This is a genomic window from Sphaerisporangium corydalis (assembly GCF_025506355.1).
Taxonomy (GTDB): domain Bacteria; phylum Actinomycetota; class Actinomycetes; order Streptosporangiales; family Streptosporangiaceae; genus Sphaerisporangium; species Sphaerisporangium corydalis.
In genome coordinates this window covers 21,704-40,656 of record NZ_JANZYP010000037.1, presented here as the reverse complement: position 1 = coordinate 40,656, position 18,953 = coordinate 21,704, and the positions used below count along the sequence as shown (strand labels likewise).

Sequence of the window (18,953 nt, the reverse complement as noted above, 5' to 3'; positions counted from 1 at the left end):
GGCCTAGCCCCTGAGCCGATCCAGGGCCAGGTTGAGCCGCAGGACGTTCACGGCGGGCTCGCCCATGAAGCCGAGGGCCCGGCCGGTGGTGTTGTCCCGGATCAGCGTCCTCACCTGGGCGGGTGTGATCCCGCGTTCCCTGGCGACCCGGGCGGCCTGCAGGTCGGCGTAGGCGATCGAGATGTCGGGGTCGAGGCCTGAGCCGCTCGCGGTGACCGCGTCGGCGGGCACCGCGGCGGTCGCGGTGCCGCGTACCGTGACCGTCCTGCCCTTGGCGTAGTCCTCGCCGGGCTTGCCGCACTCCACCTTCACGCCCTGGTATCCGGCGACGAAGGGGGCGGCGGGGCAGGCCTGGTTGACGCTGACCGCGCGCACCGGCGCCCCGACGGCGGGGAACACCTTGAGCACGGCGCCCACCCCGTCGGCCGTGCAGTACGGCCGCGCGCCGCTGACCCCTTCCAGCGCGCCGATGTCCCTGCTGCGGGCGCAGACCTGGGTGAGCAGGCTCTGCTTGCCGGTGTCGGGGCCGCCCTCGGCGTCCTTGGCCCCGGGCACGGGGAGGGTGTCGACGACGTCCTCGGGCCCGAGGTTGCTCGCGGCGGTGGCGGACATGTCGTATCCGGCGGCGGACGGGCGGCTCTGGAAGTACTTCCTGACCGGCGCGCCGTCCGCGCCGGCGAAGCTCTGGCCGACCAGGGAGCTCCCCACGTCCTTGCCGTCCTTCTGCAGGAGCGACCCGCCGGCCTTGCCGGAGAACAGGCCCTGGGCGATGCCGGTGATCACCAGCGGGTAGACCGCCCCGGTCACCACGGTGAGGATCAGCAGTACGCGGAGCGCGGCGAGGTGCCGGCGCATCCAACTTGGCAGACGTTCCATTTATGCCATCCCCGGGAGGAACTGGACGACCAGGTCGATGATCTTGATGCCGATGAACGGCACGACGATGCCGCCGAGCCCGTACATGTAGAGGTTGCGGCTGAGCAGTTTGGCGGCGCTGGAAGGCCGGTAGCGGACGCCGCGCAGCGCGAGCGGGATCAGCGCGACGATGACGAGGGCGTTGAAGACGACCGCCGACAGGATCGCCGACTGCGGGCTGGCCAGGCGCATGACGTTGAGCGCGTCGAGGCCCGGGTACACGGCGGCGAACATCGCCGGGATGATGGCGAAGTACTTGGCGATGTCGTTGGCGATCGAGAAGGTCGTCAGCGCGCCCCGGGTGATCAGGAGTTGCTTGCCGATCTCCACGATCTCGATGAGCTTGGTGGGGTTGGAGTCGAGGTCGACCATGTTCCCGGCCTCCTTGGCGGCCGAGGTGCCGGTGTTCATCGCCACGCCGACGTCGGCCTGGGCCAGCGCGGGGGCGTCGTTGGTGCCGTCGCCGGTCATGGCGACCAGCCGCCCGCCGCGCTGCTCCTCGCGGATCAGCGCCAGCTTGTCCTCGGGCGTCGCCTCCGCCAGGAAGTCGTCCACCCCGGCCTCGTCGGCGATGGCCTTGGCCGTCAGCGGGTTGTCACCGGTGATCATCACCGTGCGGATGCCCATCTTGCGCATCTCGGCGAACCGCTCGCGCATGCCCTGCTTGACGACGTCCTTGAGGTGGACGACGCCGAGCACCCGCGCCTTGCCGTCGAGGACCTCGCCGACCACCAGCGGTGTCCCGCCGGAGGAGGAGATGCCGTCGACCAGGTCGCCGACCTCGCTCGTCGGGTGGCCGCCGTGGTCGCGCACCCACTTCATGACCGCGGTGGCCGCGCCCTTGCGCACCTCGCGGCCGGACACGTTCACCCCCGACATGCGGGTCTGGGCGGTGAAGGGGATCCACTCGGCGTGGTCCAGCTCCCCCGGGCGCCGCTCTCGCAGGCCGTACGCCTGCTTGGCGTACACCACGATGGAACGGCCCTCGGGGGTCTCGTCGGCCAGGCTCGCGAGCTGGGCGGCGGCGGCCAGGTCCTCCACGGCGACACCGGGCGCGGGCGCGAACTCCGACGCCTGCCGGTTGCCGAGCGTGATGGTGCCGGTCTTGTCCAGCAGCAGCGTGCTGACGTCACCGGCCGCCTCGACGGCGCGCCCGCTCATGGCGAGGACGTTGCGCTGCACGAGCCGGTCCATGCCGGCGATGCCGATGGCCGACAGCAGCGCGCCGATCGTCGTCGGGATGAGGCAGACCAGCAGCGAGACCAGCACGATCCCGGTGACACCGTCACCGGTCAGGGCGAGCGAGTCGGGAATGCCGGGGTTGCCGGCCTTGGAGTAGATGGCCAGGGGCTGCATGGTCGCGGTGGCGATCAGGAAGATGACCGTCAGCGCGGCGAGCAGGATGTTGAGGGCGATCTCGTTGGGGGTCTTCTGCCGGTCGGCGCCCTCGACCAGGGCGATCATGCGGTCGATGAAGCTCTCGCCGGGCTTCTGGGTGATCTGGACGACGATCCGGTCCGACAGCACCTTGGTGCCGCCGGTGACGGCCGACCGGTCGCCGCCGGACTCCCGGATGACCGGGGCCGACTCGCCGGTGATGGCCGACTCGTCCACGCTGGCGATCCCCTCGGCGACGTCGCCGTCGCCCGGGATGGTCTCGCCGGCCTCGACGACCACGTAGTCGCCCTGCCGCAGTTCGGGGGCGCCGACGGTCTCGAAGGAGCCGGGGTCCTGGCCGGGGCGCCAGCCGGTGAGCCTGCGGGCCATGGTGTCCCGCTTGGCGGCGCGGAGGGTGGCCGCCTGGGCCTTGCCCCGGCCCTCGGCGACGGCCTCGGCGAGGTTGGCGAACACGACGGTCAGCCAGAGCCAGACGACGATCGCCCAGGCGAACACCGACGGGCCGGTGACCGCGAGGACGGTGGTGAACACCGCGCCGATCTCGACGATGAACATGACGGGGTTGCGCCACAGTGTGACGGGGTTGAGCTTGCGCACGGCGTCCGGCAGGGACGTGAGGAGCTGCATGGGGTCGAGCAGGCCCCCGCCCACCTTGCCGTTCTTGCCGGGCCCTGCGGTACGGCCGGGCGCGCGCACTGGGGTGGCCATCAGAGGATTCCTTCGGCGAGAGGTCCGAGCGCCAGCGCGGGGAGGAAGGTCAGCGCGACCAGGATGACCGTCACCCCGACGACCATCCCGACGAACTGCGGCCGGTGGGTGGGCAGCGTGCCGGCCGAGGCGGGCACGGGCGCCTGCCGGGCCAGCGACCCGGCCAGGCCGAGCACGAAGATGATCGGCAGGAAGCGCCCGAACGCCATGCACAGGCCGAGAACGGTGTCGTACCAGGGGGTGTTGACGGTGAGGCCGGCGAACGCCGAGCCGTTGTTGTTGGAGGCGCTGGTGAAGGCGTAGAGGACCTCCGACAGGCCGTGCGGGCCGCCGTTCAGCATGCTCGCCCGCTGTTCGGCGGAGCCCATGGCCAGGGCGGTGCCGAACAGCACGAGCGCCGGGGTGGTCAGGAAGTACAGCGACGCCAGCTTGATCTCGCGGGAGCCGATCTTCTTGCCGAGGTACTCGGGCGTGCGCCCGACCATCAGCCCGGCGACGAACACCGTGATCACCGCGAGGACGAGCATGCCGTACAGCCCCGCGCCCACGCCGCCGGGCGCGACCTCGCCCAGCATCATGTTGACCATCGTGACCATGCCGCCGAGCGCGGTGAACGAGTCGTGGAAGGAGTCGACGGCGCCGGTCGAGGTGAGCGTCGTGGCCGCCGCGAAGGTGCCGGAGTTGGCGACGCCGAACCTGACGTCCTTGCCCTCCAGCGCGGCGCCGACCGCCTGCGGGACCGTGCCGTGGTGCGCGACCTCCAGCGCGGTCAGCACCACGACGCTGGCCAAGGCGAGCACGCCCATGACGGCGGCGATGGCGTAGCCCTGCCGCCGGTCGCCGACCATGCGGCCGAACGCGCGGGGCATGGCGAACGGCAGCACCAGGATCGCGAAGATCTGGAACCAGTTCGTCCAGCCGTTGGGGTTCTCGAAGGGGTGGGCGGAGTTGGTGTTGTAGAAGCCGCCGCCGTTGTTGCCCAGCTCCTTGATGATCTCCTGGCTCGCCACCGGGCCGCCGGTGACGCCCTGCGTGCCGCCGGCCAGCGTGGCGACCTCGTGGACGCCGGACAGGTTCTGGATCACTCCGCTCGCCACCAGGACGATCGCGCCGACGAAGGCGATCGGCAGCAGGACGCGGACGGTGCCGCGGACCAGGTCCACCCAGAAGTTGCCGAGGTTCTCGGTCCGGTTGCGCGCGAGCCCGCGGACCAGGGCGATCGCGACGGCCATGCCGACGGCGGCCGACACGAAGTTCTGCACGGCCAGCCCGGCCATCTGCACCAGGTGGCCCATCGTGGACTCGCCCGAGTAGGCCTGCCAGTTCGTGTTGGTGACGAAGCTGACGGCGGTGTTCCAGGCGATGTGCCCGGGAACCGGGGGGAAGCCCAGGCTGAGGAGCAGCCTGTCCTGGAGGCGCTGGAAGGCGTAGAGGAACAGGATGGAGACGGCCGAGAACGCGAGCACGCTGCGGGCGTACACGCTCCACCGCTGCTCGGCGTCGGGCTGGACCCCGGCGAGCCGGTAGAACACCCGCTCGGCCGCCAGGTGCCTGGTGCCGGTGTAGACGCGGTACAAGTAGTCGCCGAGGGGGCGATGGGTCACCACCAGGGCGACCAGGAGGGATCCGATGAACAGGATCCCGGCGAGCGCCTGGGACATCAGAATCGCTCCGGGAACAGCAGGGCCGCGACCATGAAGATCACGAGGCCGGCGGTGACCACCAGCCCGGCGGCGTTGACGGCGCTCACAGGCGCTCCACCGCCTTGACGACGAGTCCCAGGATCGCGAAGACCGCGATCGTCAGGACGACGAAGATGACGTCAGCCATCCCCACTCCTCAAATCAGAACAAACATGCTTCTGGCCGCCCAAGACGGACGGCCTCCCAGCAAGCAAATCGCGTGATTCGAGGGGTCTCAGGGGTCTTGACGGCTTCCATACGCCCGGACGCCGATTCTTGACGTGATCCCTACACCCGCCCCGCCGAGGGGCCGGGAGGGCGGTGGTCGTAGGCGGCGCGGGCGGCGGCGACCTCGACGCGGTGGGCGCGCGACCGACGCGGTCGAGGATGTCGCGCACCTCGCAGGCCAGCGAGGTATCGCAGAGGTTACCTGGTGACCTTGAAGTGCCGTCTTCCATGGCGGTTCACGGCCCCCCAGGATGGAGCCGGTCACCAGAGGTGACCACGCCGGCGGGGGCCGGCCGGAGGCGCCCTCCTCGCGGACGCCCATCCGGCCGACGATCCGGCCTTCGAAAGGACCCGCGATGACACTTCCCCATATCGGAGTCTTCCTCACTTCAGGTGACGGGCAGCCGGGGGCGATGCCCGGCGGGATGACCGCAGCCGCCCGGCACGCCGAGGATCTCGGCCTGGAGTCGGTGTGGATCACCGACCAGCTGATCGCGGGCACGGGAAGCCCGATCCTGGACAGCGGGCTGATGATGGCCGCGGTGGCGGCGTCGACCACGCGGATCCGGCTCGGGTTCGGGGTGCTGGTCCTGCCCCTGCGGCCCGTCGTGTGGGTGGCCAAGCAGCTCGCCACCCTCCAGTACCTGTCCGGCGACCGGCTCCTGCTCGGCGTCGGCGCGGGCGGCGACCGGCACGAGAGGTCGTGGAGCGCGGCGGGGGTGCCCCGGCGCGAGCGCGGCAGGCGCACCGACACCGCCCTGCGCGCGCTGCCCGGCCTGATGGCCGGCAAGGACACCCTGGTGGAGGACCTGCCGGGCGCCCCCACCGTCCGGCTCGCCCCCGCCGCGACCATGCCGCCCGTCCTGGTCGGAGGCGGGTCGGAGGCGGCGCTGGCCCGCGCGGCGCGGTACGGCGACGAGTGGTTCCCCGCGCCGGTGGGCCCCGCGACGGTGGCCGAGGACGCTGCCCGGCTCGCCGAGCTCGCCGGCGAGCTTGGGCGGCGGCCACCGGCGATCACCGCGGGGGTGATGGTGGCGATGACCGCCGACCCGGCGTCCCCCAGCAGGGAGGCGCTGGTGCGCGACCTGACAAGCGAGGAGTACGGCCTGACGGCCGCGCAGGCCGAGGACCTGCTGGTGAGCGGCGACGGGCCGGAGGTCGCGGCGCGGCTCGCCGATTTCGCGGCGGTCGGCGCCGGGCGGGTGGTGGCCAGCTTCGCGGGCGGCGACTGGGGCCGCCAGTGCGAGCTGCTGGCCGAAGCGGTCAGGTGAGCCGTTCGCCGAGGGGTCCCGGGGCTGAAACTTTCAGCGAGTTCCCGGTGACCGGGCGTGGCCGTCGCGGCCGGCCGGTCGCCGGGCGGCGGCATCTTGCGACGTCGCGGCGGTCGCCGTGCCGCGCGGGCCGCCGTCCGCCGGGCACAGCGGCGTGCGGATCGCGCGGCACGGGAGGGCGCGGTGTACATCTCCGGGAAACCCGCTGAGGATGTTAGCGCTCCCACCCAGCCGATCCGCACCGGCACACCTTGCCGGACTTAACCGGTTAATACCGGACGAGAAAGGTGACCCATGAGAAAGCGACCAAGGTTGGCGGGGACGGCGGTCCTCTCCCTGCTCGCCGTCCTCGTCTCGATGCTCGTCGCCGCGCAGCCCGCGAGCGCGGCGGTGGGGCTCCGCGTGAGCGGCACCAAGATCGTCGAGGCGAACGGAAGCGGCTTCGTCATGCGCGGCGCGAGCCACCCGCACGTCTGGTACGCCAGCCAGACGACGTCCTCCCTGGCCGGCATCAAGGCCCTCGGCGCCAACACCGTGCGCGTGGTGCTCAGCGGCGGGCGCTGGCCGGCCAACAGCGCCACCGACGTGGCCAACGTCGTCGCGCAGTGCAAGGCGAACAAGCTGATCTGCGTCCTGGAGAACCACGACACGACCGGGTACGGCGAGCAGGACGGCGCGTACACCCTGGACGCCGCGGTCAACTACTGGATCAGTGTCAAGAGCGCGCTCACCGGCCAGGAGAACTACGTCGTCATCAACATCGGCAACGAGCCCTATGGCAACAACAACGTCAGCGGCTGGACCCAGGCGACGTCCAGCGCGATCGCCAAGATGCGGAGCAACGGCTTCCAGCACCTGCTCATGGTGGACGCGCCCAACTGGGGCCAGGACTGGACGTTCACCATGCGGGACAACGCGGCGAGCGTGCTCAGCGCCGACTCCCAGCGCAACACCGTCTTCTCCATCCACATGTACGGGGTATTCGACACCGCGGCGGAGATCAACGCCTACTTCACGGCCTTCCAGACCGCCGGGCTGCCGCTGGTGGTCGGCGAGTTCGGGAACATGCACTCCGACGGCGACCCCGACGAGGACACCATCATGGCGCAGGCGCAGTCGCGCGGCCTCGGCTACATCGGCTGGTCGTGGAGCGGCAACGGCGGCGGCGTCGAGTACCTCGACATGACGAACAACTTCAACGCGAGCAGCCTCACGTCCTGGGGCACGCGGATCTTCAACGGCGCCAACGGCATCGCGCAGACCTCCAAGCAGGCGACCATCTACACGGGCGGCGGCACCCCCGACACGACGGCGCCGACGACGCCGGGCACCCCGGCGGCCTCCGGGGTGACCTCCAGCGGTGTCACCCTGTCGTGGACCGCCTCCACCGACTCGGGCGGGTCCGGGCTCGCGGGCTACAACGTCTACCGCGAGCAGGGCACCACCGACCCGCAAATGGGTCAGAGCACCACCAACTCGGTCACCCTGACCGGGCTGTCGGCCAGCACGCAGTACCAGGTCTACGTCCGGGCGCGCGACGGCGCGGGCAACCTGTCCGGGAACTCAAGCCTGGTCACCTTCACCACGACCGCCGGTGGCGGCGGGGGCTCCGGCGGCTGCTCGGTGGCCGCCACCACGCAGACGCAGTGGAGCAACGGCTACGTGGTCCAGCCGGTGACCGTCACCAACACCGGCACGTCCGCGATCACGGGCTGGACGGTGACCTTCACCCTGCCGTCCGGGCACACGATCACCGGGTCGTGGAACGCGACGCTGTCGGGCGGGCCGTCGGTGACCGCGCGCAACGCCGGGCACAACGGAGCGCTGGCGCCGAACGCCTCGACCTCCTTCGGCTTCCAGGGGAGCCGCCCGAACGGCGACACCCAGGTCCCCTCCGGTTACGCCTGCACCGCCTCGTGACCCCGATCCCCCCGCCCGCCGAGGACGCACCATCGCGTCTTTACCGCGTCTTGTCGGTACATGTCCGTGTTGCGCACTCCGACGGGGAAGGTCTCCATTCGCCTGACGCTCCACACGGGGCGAACACCTCACTGGGGGATTTATGGGGAATGTAGCGGATTTGTCGAAACTGCTCGACAAGGAATACGAGAACAAGAGCCTCATGGACCTGGTCAAGGCACCTGTGTCCGCGCTGGCCGGGGTCAGCGAAGGCGACGCCAAGCTCCTCCGGGAGGCCTTCAGGATCAACACGGTCGGGGACATGGGGCGCAACAAGTTCTTCCGCACCGCGACCGCGCTCGTCGACCTGGCCGACAGCACCAAGTAGGACCCGGACGCCTCGGCGTCAGGGCGAGGCCGCCGGCCGCCGCACAGGCGGGCGGCGGCCTTCGGCGCGTCAGCGTGGCGCCCGTTCCCACCGGCCGCCCGCCGCCACCTGGAAGGTGTACGCGGTGACCAGGCCGAAGACGAGGTGCGGGATCAGGTCCGACAGCCAGCCGGCCAGGCCCCACGTGCGCGGGTCGGTCAGGCCCAGGGCCACCAGCGGCGCGCTGCCTGCGATGACCGACGCCGTCGCGACGCAGACGCCGCCGACCGGCACGGCGACGTCCCGCACGCCGAGGCGCAGCGCACCGTAGGCCGCGCCCAGTCCCACTCCGGTGGCGATGCCGAGCAGCGCGCCCAGGCCTTGCCCCCGGTTGCGCTCCCGCTCTCCCTCGCCGAGGTCCAGCCCGGCGGCACCGGCCAGCTTGGCGGCGGCGCGCTCCGGCAGGACGCTGGACGGGCGGCCGCGTGTCGCCTGGTCGAGGTAGGTCACCGCGTACAGGGCCGTCGTGCCCGCCGCCCCCGCGAGCGCCCCGGCCACGATCGAGCGGCAGACGACGCCACGCACGGCCCGGATCACACCGCCTCCACCGCCTTGCCCACTTCCTGGAGGGCATGGGAAACGTGCTGCTCGGCGAGGAAGTGGCCGACCCCGATGACCAGGGCTATCGGCCATTCGATGATCTCCAGCGCGGTGAGCACGCCCAGCGCCACGTAGTAGACGAGCCGGTCGGGCGGCGGCACGATCACGCTCCCGACCACCGGCACGCTGACCTCCGGCCGGGGCTCCATCACGCTCCGCGAGCGGACGGCACGGGCCCGGGCGCCACCGGCGGCGTCGGTCGTTCTCTGCGCCATGACGGCCTCCGTTAGTAAGCGGACGTAGGGCCCATCCCCGGCCTTCCGCGCCCGGTAACTCCGCTTGCCGGGACTTTGCCCGCCGGATCACCCCGTATGTTGATCTTTGGCGGATTCTTACAAAAATGCCGCCATGTAAGGGCTTGGCACTTCACGGAACGGTCAAATCCGGCTAGCTTCGGCGGTCAGCAGGACCTCGGGGGCTCGTCCGTCCACGGATCAAGGAGACGCTGAATGCGCTTCACCCTCCGCAAGGGGGCAGGCATCGCCATCGCGACGGCCGCTCTGGTACTACCCCTGGCGTCGGCCTTGCCCGCCGCCGCCGATCCCGACCTCACGCTCCTGGCCCACACGGTCACGGCGCCGGGAGTGAAGAAGCACCTGCAGAAGCTGCAGCAGATCGCCAACGCCAACGGGGGAACGAGGGCCGCGGGAACACCCGGATTCACCGCCTCCCGCGACTATGTGGCCGGCCAGCTCAAGAAGGCCGGGTACAAGGTCACGATCCAGCCGTTCGACTTCCCGTTCTTCGAGGAGCACGGCACCGCCACGTTCCAGCGGATCTCCCCCAACCCGAGGGTCTACACCCCGACCCCGCCCGACGGGAGCTCGGTCGGCGAGTTCGCCACCATGACCTACTCCGGGGCCGGCGACGTCACCGGGCAGCTCCAGAACGTCGACCTGGTGCTTCCGCCGTCCGCGGACCCGAGCTCCACCTCCGGGTGTGAGGCGAGCGACTTCGCCGGTTTCACCGCGGGGAACATCGCCCTGCTGCAGCGCGGCACCTGCCCCTTCCAGGTGAAGGCGGAGAACGCGCAGGCCGCGGGCGCGGCCGGGGCCGTCATCTTCAACGAGGGCCAGGAGGGGCGTACCGACACCCTCCAGGGCACCCTGGGCGCGCCGACGGTCACGATTCCGGTGGTCGGCACGAGCTTCGCCGTCGGCAACGACCTCGCGGGCACCGCGGGGACCGTCGTCCGGCTGAAGACCGACACGACCAGCGAGGTGCGGCCCACCGAGAACATCATCGCCGACACCAAGTGGGGCGACCCGAACAAGGTCGTCCAGCTCGGCGCCCACCTGGACAGCGTCCTGGCCGGGCCCGGCATCAACGACAACGGCTCGGGCTCCGCCGCGATCCTGGAGATCGCCTCGAAGCTCGCCAAGATCCCCACGAAGAACAAGCTGCGCTTCTCCTTCTGGAGCGCCGAGGAGCTCAACCTCCTGGGGTCGACGCACTACGTCTCCGTCCTGACCCCCGCGGAGCAGGCGAAGATCAAGCTGTACCTCAACTTCGACATGATCGCCTCGACGAACTACGCGCTGAAGATCTACGACGGTGACGACTCGGACGCCGAGGGCGCCCCCGCGGGACCGCCCGGATCCGACGAGATCGAGAAGCTCTTCGAGAAGTACTTCAACGTGCTCCGCCAGGCGCACAACGGCACCGACTTCGACGGCCGCTCGGACTACGGCCCGTTCATCGACGCCGGGATCCCCGCCGGAGGCCTGTTCACCGGCGCCGAGGGCATCAAGACCGCCGAGGAGCAGACCCAGTTCGGCGGCACCGCCGGTGTGGCCTACGACTCCTGCTACCACCAGGCGTGCGACACCACCGCCAACATCAACGACAAGGCGCTGGCCCTGAACACCGGGGCCATCGCGACGGCCGCCGTGGTCTACGCGTTCAGCCGTGACCTGCCAGGACCCGACGTCCGGCCGGCCACCCTGGCACGTACCGCCAAGGCCAAGCCCGCCGCCACCGACGTCCAGGGACGTCTGGTCGGCTGATCGATCACCACGCGGGTGGCCGCGCGCTCCTGAAGGGGCGCGGGGCCACCCGCTTTCGCGTTCCGGCCAGCTCCCGCACACGCCGCCCCAGGGCGGCGGGACCGGCTGGGGTCACCCCTGAAACGGGCACGCCGGACGCGCCCTTCCGGCCGGGATGACGTACCGTCCTGTCATGTGCCGGAGTATCAAAACCCTTCGCGAGCCCTACACCAGCGACGTCACCGACGATGACGTGCGGGCCGCCGCCCTGCAGTACGTCCGCAAGATCTCGGGTTTCCGCGCGCCGTCGGCGCGCAACGCGGAGACCTTCGAGCGCGCCGTGGAGGTCATCGCCGCGGCGACGCGGGACCTGCTCGGCGAGCTGCAGGTGAAACCCGTCGTCCGGGAGCGTTCAGAGGCCTGACCCGGCCGCTTGATTACCCGTCTCATCACCATTTTTCACTTTATCGGGTAATTACCGGTTTCCCGGTGCGGACCGCGGGCGGAAAGCCAAAGACCTATATCGAACCAGTCCCATTTGCCGTATCCCAGAGTAAGGTTCGATTCATGAGGCCTTCAGCGACCTCCCGGCTCGAACCGCGCTCGGGCAGGCCTGGCCCGGCTCTCAGACGCTGAAGAGCGTCCAGTTCGTTGGTGATGTGAGGTCGCCGAGATGCTTACTCGCCCAGGCGGTGACTGGTCGGATTTACCCCTTTTCGCGGTCACCGGTGATTCTCCTGATAAGCGGATCGCGCATGAGCGCGCGCCGCGACGCCATTCCCGGGTTCCACGACGCGTTCCGTGCGAGCGTGATCGGCGGTCCACCATGACGGATGCGGGGCGCCCATGACCCTGGTCCATCGCAAGACGCAGCGGCTCATGGCGGCGCTGCCGATCGCCTCGCTCGGCGTGGTGGCCGCCGTGGACCTGCTGACCGGCCCCGACCTCGGCTACCTCTCCCTGCTGGCCGTCGGCCCCGCGTTCGCCAGCCTCGTCGGCGGCGTCCGGCGCACGGTCGTGATCGGCGTCGTGGCGCTGGCGTTGTCCCTGCTCCTCGCGCTGTACAACGGGCTCTTCGGCGACCGGCAGAGCAACATGATCCTCATCTCGATCACCGGCGTCACCGCCGCGAGCATCCTCGCCACGGTGGGGCGGCAGCGCCGCGAGCGCGAGCTGGCCTCGGTGCGGTCGGTGGCCGAGGTGGCGCAGCGGGTCCTGCTCCGGCCGGTCCCCCGGCGGGCCGGCCACCTCGTCGCGGCCGTCTCCTACACCTCGGCCAACGCCGAGGCGCGCATCGGCGGCGACCTGTACGAGGTCGTCACCGGGCCGGGCGGGGTCCGCGCGATCGTCGGGGACGTGCAGGGCAAGGGGCTGGAGGCGGTCGAGACGGCGGCGCTCGTGCTGGGCGCGTTCCGCGAGGCCGCCCACGACGAGCCCGACCTGCGCGCCGTCAGCGGGCGGCTGGAGAAGGCGCTCAACCGGCGCCTCTCCGGCGAGGAGTTCGTGACCGCGATCCTGGTCGAGGCCGACTCCGGCGGGAAGCTCACGCTCCTGAACTACGGGCACCCTCCCCCGCTGATCCTCTACGCCAACGGCGCGATGACGCTCGCGGAACCGGTCGAGACCGCGCCGCCGCTCGGCCTCGCCGTCCTGGAGGTCGAGGGACCCGACCCGCACCAGGTGGCGTTCGGGCCCGGCGACCAGATCCTGCTGTACACCGACGGGGTGATCGAGGCCCGCGACCGCGCCGGCCGGTTCTACCCGCTTCCCGACCGGGCCTTCCTGCTCAAGAACGAGAACCCCGAGGCGGCCCTGGAGGCGCTCAGGCTCGACCTGGTGGCGCACGTCGACGCGCCGCTGCACGACGACGCGGCGATGCTGCTGCTCCGCTGCCGCGAGCCGGCCGGGCCCCCGGCCTGACCGGGCACCCCCGATGGCGTTCGGGGGGTCTAGGCGGGGGCCGTCCGGGGATCGCCCGGCGCCGGTGGGCGCGGTCGTGAGCGCACGACGGCGACCGGGCTGTAGGCGTGGTGGAGAACCCCGTGGCTGACCGACCCCAGCACGGCCGATCCGAGGCCGCTCCTGCCCCGCGAGCCCACCACGAGCAGGTCCGCCTTCGCGGACGCCTCCGCCAGTGCCTCGACCGGATGCGCGCGCACGGTCACGTCGCGGAGCTCGACCGCCGGGTACTTGTCCCGCCAGGGGCGGAGCTGCTCGTGGGCCGCCAGCCTGCCCATGTCGTAGACCCTTTCCAGGTCGGGGGTGTAACTGGCGAACATGGGGAGGAAGGCGGACACCTGCCACGCGTAGAGGGCCCGCAGCCGCGCGCCGCGCCGCGCGGCCTCCTCGAAGGCGTACTCCAGCGCGGCCTCCGACTCCGGCGACCCGTCATGGCCGACGACGATCTCCCCGTGCACGGCCTCCTGCGGGTTGCCCGCCACGACGACCGGGCAGTCGGCGTGCCCGGCGACGCCCATCGACACCGAGCCGAGCACCAGACCCAGGAACCCGCCGAGTCCCCGGGTGCCGACCACCAGCTCACCGGCCTCGCGCGCCTCCTCGAGCAGCTCTGTGCGCGCGTACCCGGCGCGGGACACCATCTCCACCCACAGGCCGGGCACCCGGTCCTGGGCCGCCTTGGCGGCCTCGGCGAGGATCTCCCGCGAGCGTGCGGACATCGAGTCCCGAAAGCCGGGCGGCGTGCCGAACGCCTGGCCGAAGACCGACGGGTCGACGACGTGGACGACGCGCAGGCCCCGCCCGCGCCAGACCGCGTCGTCGGCTGCCCAGCGCACTGCGGCCAGCGCGGGCGGGGAGCCGTCGGTGCCCACGACGACGGGCTCCCTCATCACCGCCCCCGATGTCACGGCTGCCTCGGGCGCCGCCACCGATCATGGGCGGAGCTCCACTCCTCGTCCCACGCGGCGTAGCGGCGACGGTCCAGCGTCCAGCGGACCAGGCCGAGGTTCAGCATGAGCAGGGCGGCCACCCCTGCCGCGACCCCGAAGCCGGCCACGACCGAGTCGGCGACCGTCTGCGCGTGGGTGCGGGGAGCGGCCGTCGGGCGGCCCTTCCCGTCGATCCACAGCTCCAGCGCGGAGCCCGCCTTGGCGTGCTCGGCCACCGGCACGACGCCGGTCACCAGCCGCCCGCCGGGCGTGTACCACCTGGCCTTCGCCTTGGTCCCGAGTACGGTGCCCTGGGAGGAGACGGAGCTGGTGCTGGTGGCGTCCTCCAGCAGGACGGCGGTGACCGCCTCACGCTGGCCGGGTACCGCCCGTTCGGCGATGACACCCCGGTCGTAGACGGCTCTGGCGCCGAGGACGGCGGGCCACAGGCCCGCGATCAGGGCCAGCAGAGTGAGGATCACGGCCACGCCCTCGATCCGGTCAGAGCGCCGGCGCAGGGGGTTGTGGTCGAACCGATATCGGCGGACACATCGTGTCGTCCACCCTTCCAAGGTTCGCATGGTGCCCCTCCCTGTGTACGTCAGGGATCTCCATCCAGAGTCGGGGACGCACGCGACGCCCCGCCAGAGTCTTACGACGCCTCACGGCGGGACGTTCGACCCTGCCTGCCACCTGCGCGTCCGTACGCGCAGTGACCGCTCATCACCAACGTACGACCATCGGGGGCCGGGCCGCTCCCCGGCCCCTGCCCGGCACCGTCCCGGCCGGGCGTGACCGGGGCCACTGTGACGTGTGGGAAAATAGCGATTCGTCGGGAAAGTAGTGAAGTTTCCGGACAGACCAGTGTCGGAGCTGCTAAGAAGATGCGCGCCAGGTTTCTGAGCAGAAAGGTTCGGCATGGACCGCGACGGCACCCCGAGATCCTTCGAAGAGGATCCTCTGAAGCAGACCGGTCCCTTGCCCTTGGGCATCGACTGGGACAACGAATCCGGCCGGCCGGACGGTGACGTCCTGTCCGACGGCTGGCGGCCCGGGCACGACCCCGCTCAGGACCCCGGCGACGGCTCCGTGGAGTTCGACCCGCCGGACCGCGCCCGGCTCCGGGACGACGACGGGCCCGACCACCTCGATCCGCACCTGGACGAAACCCAGCTGGACGGCGGGGACTACGAGGACTACGAGCGGCCCGAGGGCTACGCCCGGCCGGACGAGGACCACTGGGACCCCGACGCGGACGTCCCCGCGGAGGAGCGGCGCGGGTTCCTCGGGTCCGGCTGGACCGGAGAGAACGACCCGGAGGAGGAGAAGCGCAGCCAGAACCGGCGGCTCGTGCTCGCCCTGGTGGCGATCGTCGTGCTGGCGGTCGCGGGCGGCTGGATCGTCTCCTCGTCGGTCGGCTCCAAGTCCGAGGCCGCGTGCGCGAAACCGGCCGGCTGCGCCCCGGCGGGCGGGCAGGACGCGCTGCCCACGGGAGACCCCTCGGCCGCCCCCACCGGCGACGAGCAGGTCACCGAGCCCACGGCCGAGCCCTCCGAGACGACGGCGTCGCCCAGCGAGTCGGCCACCCCTGAGCCGACCTCCTCCCGTGGCAGGGTGCCCCAGGAGCCCAGCGCGCGGCCGACGCCGACCCGCACCCGCGTACGCTCCCCGCAGCCGACGCCGAGGTCGAGCAATCGCTCGCAGGAGCCGGACGACCCCGAGATCGAGGACGACCCGACCCCGAAGCCGAGCGCGACCCCGACGCCGCCGCCGACCACCCAGGCCCCCCAGCCGGCGCCCAGCCCCACGAAGACCAAGAGCACCGGCCTGCTCGACTGGCTGTTCTGAGCGTGACCGGGCCCGCCGCCCCCGACCGGCCGGCCCGGGCGTGATCTCACCCGCCGCCGTGAAGGGCCGGGTCACGCCCTCCGGCGGCGGACCATGTGGCGCGCCGCGGCCGCGGCGGCCAGGACGAGCACGGCGACCAGCAGGTAGGCCTGGTAGCGGACCAGTTCGCGGTAGATCGCGGTGAGGTTGGCGCCCGCGAGGTAGCCCACCGCCGTCCAGGTGCCCGCCCACAGCAGAGCCCCGGCGAGGTTGAAGGCGAGGAACCGGCGCCACTCCATGCCGATGGTGCCGGCGACCAGGCCGTTGAGCTGGCGGAGCACGTCGACGAACCGGGCGATCATGACGACCACGGCGCCGTGCCGGCGGAAGAACCCCTCCGCCGTCGCGAACCTGGCCTCGTTCAGGAACACGAAACGGCCGTAGCGGCGGACCAGGGCGCGTCCGCCGGTGCGGCCGAGGAGATAGCCGATGTTGTCCCCGGCGACGGCGGCGACCACGGCGATGGCCGCGACGGCCCAGACGTCCAGCCGCCCGGCGCCGGCGTACACCGAGGCGGCGATCAGGACCGCCTCGCCCGGCACGGGGATCCCGAAGTCCTCCAGGAAGATCAGCGCGCCGACGGCGAGATAGCCGTAGCGGTCGAGCAGCGGGGCCAGATGCGCGAATGGGCCCGGCAGCGGTGGCGCCATGAGGTCACCCTACGTGGTCTCACGGTTGCGCGGCGGACGCCTCCGCCGTGACGTCCTTCGAGGTCACGCGGCGCCTGGCGCTCCGCCGCCAGACCGTCATGACGGCCAGCAGGGCCAGGATGGTCACCGCCGAGAGGCCCACGCCGAGCACGGCGCCCGACCGCTGGTCGGCCACGCGGTCGGGCGCCCACGGCAGGGCCAGGACGTCGTACCAGCCCTGCCCCTGGAGCGGGCCCGCGAGGAACACCAGCGCCACCCAGGCCTGCACGGCGAGGGCGCCCAGCAGCATGCGGGTGCGGACCACCGGGCTGATCGCCCTGGGCAGCGGGTCGAGCCCCAGCACGACGCTGAAAAACCACATCCCCGTCACCACCACGACGATCTCGGCGATCAGGCGCACGGCGAGGCTCGACTGCGCGGGCTCGAACAGGCCGGTGACGTACAGCAGCAGGTAGGGCACGGCGTAGAGCGCGAGCGCCACCAGAGGATTGGTCAGCTTGAGCGCCACGGGCCCGGCGGCGCCCCGCCGCAGGTCCGGCATCGCCTCCCGCAACGGCGCGAGAGGGGCGCCGAGGGCGAACAGGGCCGGGCCGAGGGTGCCCAGCATGGCGTACTGCAGCGCGTGCATGGAGAAGACGGCGGGCCCGTACGCCGACACGCCCCCGGCGAAGGCGTACAGCAGGACCAGCAGGCCCGCGACAGCGGAGACCGTGCGCCAGACCGGCCACGCCTCGCCGCTGCGGGCGAGCCGCCGCACGCCGATGAGGTAGGCGGCGCCGAGGCCGGCAACGGCCAGGATCACCAGCGGGTCGGGCCGCATCTCGACGACCAGCCGCCAGGGGTTGAAGGCCGGCAGGGTGTAGCCGAGGAGCTCGTGCGCGTCGTGGACTGCGCTCTCGCGCGGCGGGGGCGTACGCGACAGGGCGACCGCCAGCCCGACCGTGCAGGCCATCACGCCGATCTCGCCGGTCGCCAGGCGCAGGAACGGCCGGGAGGCGGTCCCGGCCTCCAGGGCCGCGATGGTGGTGCGGCGGTGGCGCCAGCCGAACCAGCCGAGGACCACGAGCGCGGCGAGCTTGCCGAGGACCAGCAGGCCGTAGCGCGACTGCCACACCTGGGCGGGCGCGCCGAGGCGGATCCACGCGTTGACCACGCCCGAGACGCCGACGGCGACGAAGCAGCACAGCGCCAGGGCGCTGAACCGCCGCACGGCCGCCACGAGGGCGTCCGTCGCGCGCAGGTGGGTGACCAGCCCGAACAGGCCGCCCACCCAGACCGTCACCCCGGCGATGTGCAGCATCAGGCTGGAGACGGCGATGTTGTGGTCGGCGGCCGAGGCGGAGTGCCCGACGTAGGCGGGCGGCAGCACGGCGAAGATCGCCATGGCGAGCAGCAGGGCGCGGCCCCAGGGGCCGGCCGGCAGCGTGCTGGCCACCGCGATCACCACGGCGAGCATCATCACCAGCAGGAACGCCTGTCCCTGGGGGACCTCCATGCTGAAGGTCAGCAGGAACCCCGACCGCAGCGCCTCGCCGACGGGGAGCCCGAGGAGGTCCGACAGCGTCAGGATCTGGGTGAGCACCGCGCTGGCCGCCCAGGCGAGCGACCAGCGGCCCGCCGAGCGGATGAGCCGCTGCCGGGACGCCTCGTCGGCGGTGAGCGCGACGGCGGCGACCAGGAGGCCGACCGTGGCGATCGCGCAGATGTCGTGGACGACCCGCACCAGGGGCAGGCCCAGCGTCGTCAGGGAGCCGGGAGAGGGGAGGCCGGGGATCTCCTCCCTCGGCCAGCCGCCGCCGAACCACATCGCGGCGACCAGTACGGCGAACGCCGCGACGACGATGAGCACGAACACGGCCGAGCGCCGCCGGGGAGAGGTCATTCTCCTGCTTCCTCGTTTCAGGAGGGCACTGTGCCACAAGGTCGCCGATGATCGAGTATCTCCGGATTCGCCGGTGGGGGCGAGCCCCCAAACCGGGCGGAGGCTCGGATTCCCGGCCGATCCACCCGACAAACCCGAACTGTCTGTACTTATGACTACAAGAAGGTACTCCTGATCGCCGATCGCCCGGGCCGGTCCGGTCCACCCGTCCTGTGGGGCTCCTACCAGGAGCTTTCCCCGCCCTTGACGGTTCCTGGACCTGAGTTCCGTTTACCTCCCCCCGCATCGGACAGGGGTCTAGCGAGACAAAATCGCGACGAAAGGCACGGAATCATGGGAGCCGGCGACAAGATCTCGAACAAGGCCCAGGAACTCAAGGGCAAGATCAAGCGGGGCGTCGGCGACGCCACCGACGACGACAGGCTCAGGGCCGAGGGCGAGGCCGACGAGGCCAAGGGCCACGTCAAGCAGGCAGGCGAGAAGGTGAAGGACGCCGCCAAGAACGTCAAGGACGCCTTCAAGCACTGACGCCG

Annotated in this window: 18 protein-coding genes; 8 read left to right on the top strand and 10 right to left on the bottom strand. The window is 71.6% G+C overall.

What is annotated here, in order from left to right:
- Positions 1-3: 3 nt before the first annotated feature.
- Genes NYZ98_RS23870 through kdpF form a run of 4 tightly spaced genes read right to left on the bottom strand, consistent with a single transcriptional unit; the run spans position 4 to position 4,771 of the window.
- Positions 4-876 (bottom strand): potassium-transporting ATPase subunit C, encoded by an 873-nt coding sequence (locus NYZ98_RS23870; RefSeq protein ID WP_262845192.1) that lies wholly within the window; start codon positions 874-876, stop codon positions 4-6.
- On the bottom strand, positions 877-3,021 hold the full coding sequence (gene kdpB / locus NYZ98_RS23865) for a potassium-transporting ATPase subunit KdpB (RefSeq protein ID WP_316249600.1): 2,145 nt from the start codon (positions 3,019-3,021) through the stop codon (positions 877-879). It abuts the gene before it with no gap.
- Positions 3,021-4,682: a potassium-transporting ATPase subunit KdpA gene (gene kdpA / locus NYZ98_RS23860; RefSeq protein WP_262845191.1), complete on the bottom strand. Its 1,662-nt coding sequence runs from the start codon at positions 4,680-4,682 to the stop codon at positions 3,021-3,023. Before kdpA ends, kdpB begins: the two co-directional genes overlap by 1 nt.
- Positions 4,682-4,771, bottom strand: coding sequence for a K(+)-transporting ATPase subunit F (kdpF, locus tag NYZ98_RS23855; RefSeq protein ID WP_114029906.1), 90 nt, complete (start codon positions 4,769-4,771; stop codon positions 4,682-4,684). Before kdpF ends, kdpA begins: the two co-directional genes overlap by 1 nt.
- Positions 4,772-5,287: 516 nt before the next feature.
- Here kdpF and NYZ98_RS23850 point away from each other — a divergent pair.
- From NYZ98_RS23850 to NYZ98_RS23840, 3 genes are all read left to right on the top strand, one after another.
- A complete protein-coding gene (locus tag NYZ98_RS23850) occupies positions 5,288-6,202 on the top strand; it encodes an LLM class flavin-dependent oxidoreductase (protein ID WP_262845188.1) in 915 nt (304 codons plus the stop codon).
- A 294-nt stretch (positions 6,203-6,496) separates the two neighbouring features.
- On the top strand, positions 6,497-8,122 hold the full coding sequence (locus NYZ98_RS23845; RefSeq protein ID WP_262845186.1) for a cellulase family glycosylhydrolase: 1,626 nt from the start codon (positions 6,497-6,499) through the stop codon (positions 8,120-8,122).
- A gap of 160 nt (positions 8,123-8,282) precedes the next feature.
- Positions 8,283-8,489, top strand: coding sequence for a hypothetical protein (locus tag NYZ98_RS23840; protein ID WP_262845184.1), 207 nt, complete (start codon positions 8,283-8,285; stop codon positions 8,487-8,489).
- A gap of 69 nt (positions 8,490-8,558) precedes the next feature.
- Here the strand turns inward: NYZ98_RS23840 and NYZ98_RS23835 are convergent, their stop codons facing one another.
- Positions 8,559-9,065 (bottom strand): hypothetical protein, encoded by a 507-nt coding sequence (locus NYZ98_RS23835; protein ID WP_262845182.1) that lies wholly within the window; start codon positions 9,063-9,065, stop codon positions 8,559-8,561.
- A complete protein-coding gene (locus tag NYZ98_RS23830; protein WP_262845181.1) occupies positions 9,062-9,343 on the bottom strand; it encodes a hypothetical protein in 282 nt (93 codons plus the stop codon). The genes NYZ98_RS23835 and NYZ98_RS23830 overlap by 4 nt, the downstream gene beginning before the upstream one ends.
- Before the next feature lie 234 nt (positions 9,344-9,577).
- On the opposite strand from NYZ98_RS23830, the gene NYZ98_RS23825 reads away from it, so the two are divergent.
- The 3 genes from NYZ98_RS23825 (at position 9,578) to NYZ98_RS23815 (ending at position 13,033) form a co-directional block, all read left to right on the top strand.
- Positions 9,578-11,134: a M28 family metallopeptidase gene (locus NYZ98_RS23825; protein ID WP_262845180.1), complete on the top strand. Its 1,557-nt coding sequence runs from the start codon at positions 9,578-9,580 to the stop codon at positions 11,132-11,134.
- A 172-nt stretch (positions 11,135-11,306) separates the two neighbouring features.
- Positions 11,307-11,537 (top strand): DUF2277 domain-containing protein, encoded by a 231-nt coding sequence (locus tag NYZ98_RS23820; protein WP_262845179.1) that lies wholly within the window; start codon positions 11,307-11,309, stop codon positions 11,535-11,537.
- 422 nt (positions 11,538-11,959) lie between these two features.
- Positions 11,960-13,033 (top strand): PP2C family protein-serine/threonine phosphatase, encoded by a 1,074-nt coding sequence (locus NYZ98_RS23815; protein ID WP_262845178.1) that lies wholly within the window; start codon positions 11,960-11,962, stop codon positions 13,031-13,033.
- A 29-nt stretch (positions 13,034-13,062) separates the two neighbouring features.
- On the opposite strand, the gene NYZ98_RS23810 is transcribed toward NYZ98_RS23815, so the two are convergent.
- Together NYZ98_RS23810 and NYZ98_RS23805 are read right to left on the bottom strand one after the other, a co-directional pair.
- Positions 13,063-13,962 carry a universal stress protein gene (locus tag NYZ98_RS23810; RefSeq protein ID WP_262845176.1) on the bottom strand — a complete coding sequence of 300 codons (900 nt, stop codon included), beginning with the start codon at positions 13,960-13,962 and terminating at the stop codon, positions 13,063-13,065.
- Between the two features lie 14 nt (positions 13,963-13,976).
- The gene (locus tag NYZ98_RS23805) at positions 13,977-14,582 is read right to left on the bottom strand and encodes an Rv1733c family protein (protein WP_262845174.1); all 606 of its coding nucleotides are present in this window, start codon (positions 14,580-14,582) and stop codon (positions 13,977-13,979) included.
- A 337-nt stretch (positions 14,583-14,919) separates the two neighbouring features.
- Between NYZ98_RS23805 and NYZ98_RS23800 the strand changes: the two genes are divergently transcribed.
- Positions 14,920-15,849 (top strand): hypothetical protein, encoded by a 930-nt coding sequence (locus NYZ98_RS23800; RefSeq protein WP_262845172.1) that lies wholly within the window; start codon positions 14,920-14,922, stop codon positions 15,847-15,849.
- A gap of 71 nt (positions 15,850-15,920) precedes the next feature.
- Here the strand turns inward: NYZ98_RS23800 and NYZ98_RS23795 are convergent, their stop codons facing one another.
- Together NYZ98_RS23795 and NYZ98_RS23790 are read right to left on the bottom strand one after the other, a co-directional pair.
- A complete protein-coding gene (locus NYZ98_RS23795) occupies positions 15,921-16,538 on the bottom strand; it encodes a DedA family protein (protein WP_262845170.1) in 618 nt (205 codons plus the stop codon).
- Between the two features lie 19 nt (positions 16,539-16,557).
- Complete coding sequence (locus NYZ98_RS23790; protein WP_262845169.1) at positions 16,558-18,420, bottom strand: bifunctional copper resistance protein CopD/cytochrome c oxidase assembly protein; 1,863 nt, start codon at positions 18,418-18,420, stop codon at positions 16,558-16,560.
- Positions 18,421-18,753: 333 nt separating this feature from the next.
- Here NYZ98_RS23790 and NYZ98_RS23785 point away from each other — a divergent pair, with 333 nt between their 5' ends.
- Complete coding sequence (locus tag NYZ98_RS23785) at positions 18,754-18,948, top strand: CsbD family protein (RefSeq protein ID WP_262845167.1); 195 nt, start codon at positions 18,754-18,756, stop codon at positions 18,946-18,948.
- Positions 18,949-18,953: the final 5 nt, after the last annotated feature.

Coding starts and splice junctions, on each gene's coding strand:
- NYZ98_RS23870 (WP_262845192.1), bottom strand. CDS start 876: ATGGAACGTCTGCCAAGTTGGATGCGCCGGCACCTCGCCGCGCTCCGC.
- kdpB (WP_316249600.1), bottom strand. CDS start 3,021: ATGGCCACCCCAGTGCGCGCGCCCGGCCGTACCGCAGGGCCCGGCAAG.
- kdpA (WP_262845191.1), bottom strand. CDS start 4,682: ATGTCCCAGGCGCTCGCCGGGATCCTGTTCATCGGATCCCTCCTGGTC.
- NYZ98_RS23850 (WP_262845188.1), top strand. CDS start 5,288: ATGACACTTCCCCATATCGGAGTCTTCCTCACTTCAGGTGACGGGCAG.
- NYZ98_RS23845 (WP_262845186.1), top strand. CDS start 6,497: ATGAGAAAGCGACCAAGGTTGGCGGGGACGGCGGTCCTCTCCCTGCTC.
- NYZ98_RS23830 (WP_262845181.1), bottom strand. CDS start 9,343: ATGGCGCAGAGAACGACCGACGCCGCCGGTGGCGCCCGGGCCCGTGCC.
- NYZ98_RS23825 (WP_262845180.1), top strand. CDS start 9,578: ATGCGCTTCACCCTCCGCAAGGGGGCAGGCATCGCCATCGCGACGGCC.
- NYZ98_RS23820 (WP_262845179.1), top strand. CDS start 11,307: ATGTGCCGGAGTATCAAAACCCTTCGCGAGCCCTACACCAGCGACGTC.
- NYZ98_RS23815 (WP_262845178.1), top strand. CDS start 11,960: ATGACCCTGGTCCATCGCAAGACGCAGCGGCTCATGGCGGCGCTGCCG.
- NYZ98_RS23810 (WP_262845176.1), bottom strand. CDS start 13,962: ATGAGGGAGCCCGTCGTCGTGGGCACCGACGGCTCCCCGCCCGCGCTG.
- NYZ98_RS23805 (WP_262845174.1), bottom strand. CDS start 14,582: ATGCGAACCTTGGAAGGGTGGACGACACGATGTGTCCGCCGATATCGG.
- NYZ98_RS23800 (WP_262845172.1), top strand. CDS start 14,920: ATGGACCGCGACGGCACCCCGAGATCCTTCGAAGAGGATCCTCTGAAG.
- NYZ98_RS23795 (WP_262845170.1), bottom strand. CDS start 16,538: ATGGCGCCACCGCTGCCGGGCCCATTCGCGCATCTGGCCCCGCTGCTC.
- NYZ98_RS23790 (WP_262845169.1), bottom strand. CDS start 18,420: ATGACCTCTCCCCGGCGGCGCTCGGCCGTGTTCGTGCTCATCGTCGTC.
- NYZ98_RS23785 (WP_262845167.1), top strand. CDS start 18,754: ATGGGAGCCGGCGACAAGATCTCGAACAAGGCCCAGGAACTCAAGGGC.